This is a genomic window from Syntrophorhabdaceae bacterium (assembly GCA_028713955.1).
Classification (GTDB): Bacteria; Desulfobacterota; Syntrophorhabdia; order Syntrophorhabdales; family Syntrophorhabdaceae; genus UBA5609.
Genome location: JAQTNJ010000004.1, coordinates 41,398 through 43,086, shown reverse-complemented (window position 1 = coordinate 43,086; position 1,689 = coordinate 41,398). Strand labels below are relative to the sequence as shown.

The 1,689-nt window shown below is 52.2% G+C and carries 2 protein-coding genes; both read right to left on the bottom strand.

The genetic code is table 11. The annotated features are described in order from the left end of the window. The coding region (locus PHU49_00935) for an LON peptidase substrate-binding domain-containing protein (protein ID MDD5242554.1) at positions 1-365 on the bottom strand (365 nt) is incomplete at its 3' end. Between the two features lie 19 nt (positions 366-384). Next, positions 385-1,689: aminopeptidase (locus tag PHU49_00930; protein ID MDD5242553.1), on the bottom strand; the 1,305-nt coding region annotated here is incomplete at its 5' end.

The window sequence follows — 1,689 nt, the reverse complement described above, 5'->3', positions numbered from 1 at the left end:
GGTTCGTTGATGGTTTCTATTTTGACCAGGAAGGTCGGGGTCTCCTGGGCATATTCCAGTATGCGTGCCTTTTTCAATCCCTGGATCAGCACCTTTACCCTGCCGTCAGGCAGCCTCAGCATCCTCATGATCTGGGATACGACGCCTACAGAGTATATCCTGCCGGGGAGAGGGTCTTCATCCGTCAAATCCTTTTGAGCAGCGACGAGGATCAGCCTGTCCTTTGACAGCGACTTCTCTACCGCATTTATCGACATATCCCGCCCGACAAAGAGCGGGAGGATAACGGACGGATACATAACCATATCCCGGACAGGAAGGAGCGGGATCAGGTTAGGTATGTCAATTGTTTCAATTTCCGTCATAAATAATTAAGCCTCCGTTTTACGATTTAAAAAAGACCTGAAAAGCACGGTATGATTCGTAGATATCGATCTTACTCGATATCTCGTATGGTGAGTGCATGGTGAGAAGCGGGGCACCGCAATCTATTATATCCAGACCGTAAACGGCAAGGAATTTCGCCACTGTTCCGCCTCCCCCTTCATCGATCTTTCCCATCTCTCCGGTCTGCCAGATAACCCCCGCACGGTTAAAGAGGCGGCGTATCTCACCTACATATTCGGCGTTCGCGTCGCTTGCCCCGACCTTGCCGAGATGGCCGGTAAATTTCGAGATGCAGATGCCGCGCCCGAGATAGCACGCGTTCTGTTTTTCGTGGACGTCCTGGAACGTGGGGTTTACCGCGCCGTTCACATCTGCCGACAACGCCTTCGAGTTAAACAGCATCTTCCGGATCGTGGCCTCATCGGCCTTGATATCCATGCCAACAAGCGCATCATATAAAAAAAGCTGCAAAAAATTGGATTGTACGCCCGTATTCCCCTCAGACCCAACCTCTTCCTTGTCGGCGAATATCGCAAGGCAGGACTGCTGCGGCGTTTCATTGTCGCAGATCGCCTTGAGGAGGGTGAAGGCAGATGCCCGGTCATCCTGGCCGTAGGCCCCGATCATGCTCCTGTCGATGCCTACGTCCCGCGCCTTGAAGGCTGGCACGATCTCAAGCTCTGCGCTGATAAAGTCCTCTTCGATGATTCCGTACCTGTCCTTAAATATATTCAACACGAACTGCTTTACGGCGTCTTTTTCTGCGCCGGCGAGGGGAATGTTCCCGAACAGAATAATAAGCTTTTCTCCCTCTATGGCCTCTGACAGCTTCTTCTCATCGTGGGTCTTCCGCGACAGATGGGGCAGGAGGTCATCGATGAGGAAAACAGGGTCATCGTCAGACTCGCCAAGGGTTATTTCCACTGTTGTTCCGTCAGCCCTTATAACGACACCATGGAGGGCAAGCGGTATGGCAACCCACTGGTATTTTTTGATGCCGCCGTAATAATGGGTACGGAGCAGCGCAAGGTCAACGTCTTCGTAGATGGGGTTCTGCTTGAGGTCAAGCCTCGGCGCATCGATGTGCGCAATGATTATCCTGAGACCGCCCGCCGGGTCTTTCTCTCCCCTGCGAAAGGCGACCACTTCTTTTCCTTTGTTCACGCGGAATACCTTTTCACCAGTACAATCCTCTGAAAAACCGTTCTTCGCAAGGTAATCCGCTATATACCGGGCGGCCTCCCTTTCTGTCTTGGACCTGTCAAGAAAGGACTTGTATTCCTCGCAGAATCGGAAGATCTC